This window comes from Acetobacter sp., assembly GCF_047721705.1.
Lineage (GTDB): Bacteria > Pseudomonadota > Alphaproteobacteria > Acetobacterales > Acetobacteraceae > Acetobacter.
In genome coordinates, this window is the sequence record NZ_JBDNXK010000162.1 from 1 (window position 1) to 3,735 (window position 3,735).

Annotated in this window: 4 protein-coding genes and 1 pseudogene; 3 read left to right on the forward strand and 2 right to left on the reverse strand. The window is 59.0% G+C overall.

Going from position 1 to position 3,735, the window contains the following annotated elements; all coding sequences use genetic code 11:
* From ABF824_RS15940 to ABF824_RS15950, 3 genes are all read left to right on the forward strand, one after another.
* Positions 1–293, forward strand: a 293-nt coding sequence (locus ABF824_RS15940) for a hypothetical protein (protein ID WP_415489943.1), incomplete at its 5' end; no start/stop codon positions are given.
* Positions 290–664 carry a hypothetical protein gene (locus ABF824_RS15945; RefSeq protein ID WP_415489944.1) on the forward strand — a complete coding sequence of 125 codons (375 nt, stop codon included), beginning with the start codon at positions 290–292 and terminating at the stop codon, positions 662–664. The genes ABF824_RS15940 and ABF824_RS15945, both read left to right, overlap by 4 nt.
* A 1-nt stretch (position 665) precedes the next feature.
* Positions 666–2,150, forward strand: a complete 1,485-nt coding sequence (locus ABF824_RS15950) for a M48 family metalloprotease (RefSeq protein WP_415489946.1) — start codon at positions 666–668, stop codon at positions 2,148–2,150.
* Positions 2,151–2,195: 45 nt separating this feature from the next.
* Here ABF824_RS15950 and ABF824_RS15955 read toward each other — a convergent pair whose 3' ends face one another.
* The gene (locus ABF824_RS15955) at positions 2,196–2,882 is read right to left on the reverse strand and encodes a histidine phosphatase family protein (protein ID WP_415489947.1); all 687 of its coding nucleotides are present in this window, start codon (positions 2,880–2,882) and stop codon (positions 2,196–2,198) included.
* Between the two features lie 98 nt (positions 2,883–2,980).
* Positions 2,981–3,735 (reverse strand): annotated as a pseudogene (locus tag ABF824_RS15960) (hypothetical protein); the annotation flags it as partial.

Consider the following 3,735-nt stretch of genomic DNA (forward strand, 5'->3'; position numbering starts at 1 on the left):
AACACGCACACGATCTGGAAGAGTCCGAAGCGGAAAAGGCCGAGAAATTCCGCCTGGGTTTCTGGGCGCATCTCGCTCTGCTCACAAGCCTGACCGGCATCGTATTCGCCCTGAACGAACTCTTCATTCAATGGCCAAATGCCGACTGGATCGGATTCATCCTGCTCTGGCTGGCCGTTGGGGAATCCTGTGAATCCACGGGATTCGTCCTGACTTTCGTCAATTTCCTCAATCGTCGGTCGCACGCCCTCACCTCAGAACGCGTGCCAAACTCCGAAAGCAGCTCTCAATGAAAAAGATCCTGTCTCTTGGCCTTCTGTGCGCCACCATTCTGGTTTCCCAGGCTCAGGCGGCATCAACGCCTACAGTCAGTGGCGTCTTTGAAAAGACGGTTCATGCGTTTTCGGAAAGTCATACTCCTCTCGGTCAGATTCCCGCCTCTGACCTGCTGAACCAGCCGGTTGTCGGCATCGACGAAGAGACGGGATTGCTAAAGGTCCAGACTCCAAAAGGCCTCGTTCTGGTAGCCCGCGCTGCCGTCACGACAACAATGGCAGCAGCAGCCCCCCGGGAAACATCCTGCAGCTATATTGGAACGCTTTCAGCCTCCGGAACAGGCTCATCCTCGGGATTTGCCAGCAACTGCAAGCCTGGCGGTCACTGACATGAAGAAGTTCCTGGCACTCGCAGGCACCCTGTCCCTTCTGGGATGCAGCACGTCCAATCCCGGCATCCCGGCGCAGGGCACTTATATTTCCCATATTACGCCCCCAGCATCCTATCCGACGCGCCCCGCACTTCAGAAACTGATCTTTCCCCACAACAGCAAGATCGAAGGCATTGTGGTCGATCCGACCGTAACCGCCTACATGGAACAGATCCGCGACCGTCTTCTGGCACAGTGGACCGGGGTAAAACCCGAAGCGCCCATCTTCCTGAGCGTGGACGAGCAGTTTTCCTCGGACGTCTCTCCTGCGGGAGCGATGTTCATCAACGCCGGCATGATCCAGTATTTTTCTGACAATCCGGAAACGCAGTCCGAAGACGCTTTCGCTTTCGTCATTGCTCACGAACTGTCCCATATCCTTCTGGGACACGCAGCCGACAAGGCCGCAAACCAGAAACTCGAACAGAGATTCTCGGGGGCCGGTGAACTTGGCACCATGGTCGCCGGCGCCGCAGGCGGAAGCGCCATTGCATCAAGCGCCAAAATGGCTCTGCTGTCCCTGTATGGCGCACATACCATCGGTGAATATGGCGGCTTCCCAAGCTGGAGCCGTTCCCAGGAAGAGGAAGCCGATACCCTTGCTGTCGATCTGATGGCAAAAGCCGGATACTCGGTCTCCATGGCGGAAACCTCGCTGGATGCTCTCAATACAGCCGACCAGCGCGATGCGGCGCGGGCCGAACTGAAAGCAAAAGCAGCACAGGAAAAGGCCCGGCAGGAAGCTGAGAAAAACCAGAAAGACAATCTGACGGCCGCAGTGCTGAGCCCCATCCTGACACCCGGCTTCTCACTTCTGGGCTCCGGACTGAACTATGTCGGAAAAGGCGTGGTCTACGTCAATCTCGATCATCCTCACGCCGCTGAACGCAAGGCGGAACTGTCACATTACATCAATCGCAATTATGCAGACCTGATCCCGATCCTTCACAAGGCGCCCTTCCAGAAGTGGATCCGAAGCCGGGAGGTGCAGAAATTCCTGCATGAAAGCCAGGCCATCAATGACGTTGCCGATACGGCAGCGACAAAGAACTGGCAGAAAACCCGACAGCTTCTGGCGGGGATCGGCAGTCCGGTGCGCTCAAGCCAGATCTGGCTCTATTTCAACATCCTGACGGAAGCCGGGCTTGGCCAGAACAGACAGGCCATTGCGGATCTTCAGGCCGCCAGCCAGCGTGACGACGTCATCCTGCAAACCGTCACCATATGGGCCGATTATCTCGACAGCCAGGGCAAGACCGATGACGCCCTTGCCTATCTGGCCCAGGAACAAAAACTGTTCGATGATCCGGCGACACTGCCCCAACAGATCACGATCGCGAAGAAGGCCAAGAAAACGATCACCGTCAATGAACTGGTAGTGGAATGTCAGATGACTGGTATCGACCGTCTTCAGCAGCAATGCTCAGCCGCGAGCAAGTCCTGAACCAAAATACCGGGGAGAAGACTGATGCTTCTCCCCGGCAGGATATCAGCCCCGGAAATCAGGCAGTTCGTTGACTGTCACGACACGCCACAGGCAGTCGATGCGCTCCAGAATGGTGATGGACAGGTTCTGGATCGAAAAGCGGAGCGCCGTATCGGGATGAACGCTCAGCGCATGCGCCAGAGCTGCCCGGATGGCGCCGCCATGGCTGACAACAACCATGTCCTGACCTTCATGTGCATTCGCCAGATCCTCAAGCCCATGCCCCACACGTGCACAGACATCCAGCATGCTCTCCCCGCCCGGGGGAAGCTCACAGGCGGAAATGGACCAGAACGGATTGGGCGGCAGACGCAGCAGGGACATGAACTCCGAATGCGGCGTGCCATGCCACTTCCCGATCGACTGCTCGATGAAGCGCCCGTCAATTGTCACATCCTGCGAAAACGCCCCGGCTTTACGGATTTCAGACGCAGTATCCTGCGCCCGCTGCAACGGTGAACTATACCACAGCGCATCCTTCGGCAGACGGCGTGCCAGTGTGGCATAGCCGCCCTGCTGGCTCGCCATCGCTTCACGGCACAGCGGCACATCGAGCGCGCCATACATCGTCTTGCGCGCACTGGCTTCTACAACCGCATGACGGATCAGCCAGAACCGGGTGACGCCCTTCGGCAGTTCCGGCGTATCGAGAAAATGCCCGTGCGGGACCGCTTTGTCTGTCTGGGTCATGACAACGGGGCGTAACGGGGGACAGGGTTCGCGTCCAGCAGAACATCCCATTGCTTCAGGATCAGCTACAGATTTCCAAGAACCCGGCGTGCATACATTCACTCCCGCTGAATCCGCCGCTCCTCGTCCAGCCCTTCATGCGACGGCTCACCCGACACAAGCCGTGCCCCCGCGCACAGACGCAGCGCTCCGGCCGGCCCGTCCACCAGCGAATGAGGCACCGGCACCGGCTGCCCCAGCACACAGAGCAGGCTGCCCTCGCCTTCCGTCACCCAGGGTGACAGATCCGCATTCAGCCAGCGATGCAGCCGCCGCGCATCTTCCAGCGCCAGCGGACGGCCGGGCGCATGCGGATCTTCAACCAGAAAGGACAGGATGGTCGGCACCGCATCCCAGCGGCCGTCATCAAAGGGCGTGCCCATCGGCAGCATGGTCAGCGCCGGACGGGCCTTAACCATGGCCACGGCTTCCGTCATGAACCGGGTCAGACGTCCACGAATAACAGGATCGGGCAGCGCAAACAGCGCATCCATTTCCGCCAGAGCCGCATACCAGCGCAGCGCCAGTCCGATATTGTGACCGTTATTAAGCGCCGAAGCATCCGCGCCTTCCGGCCATTCATCCCGATTGCCATAGGCCCGCAGCCCTTTGGGAAGCGACAGGGACGGCAGACGGCTGCGGATTGCGGGAGGAAGAAGAATGGCCCCACAGAAAGGTGGGCCCGTAAAGAATTTGGAGCCGGTTATCATGACGATGATCCCCCGCTCCACCCATTCCGCCACACGCGACGGGCTCAGCCGCGCCTGACAGACATCAACAACAACGCTGAGCTGATCGCCCAGCTCCGTACACA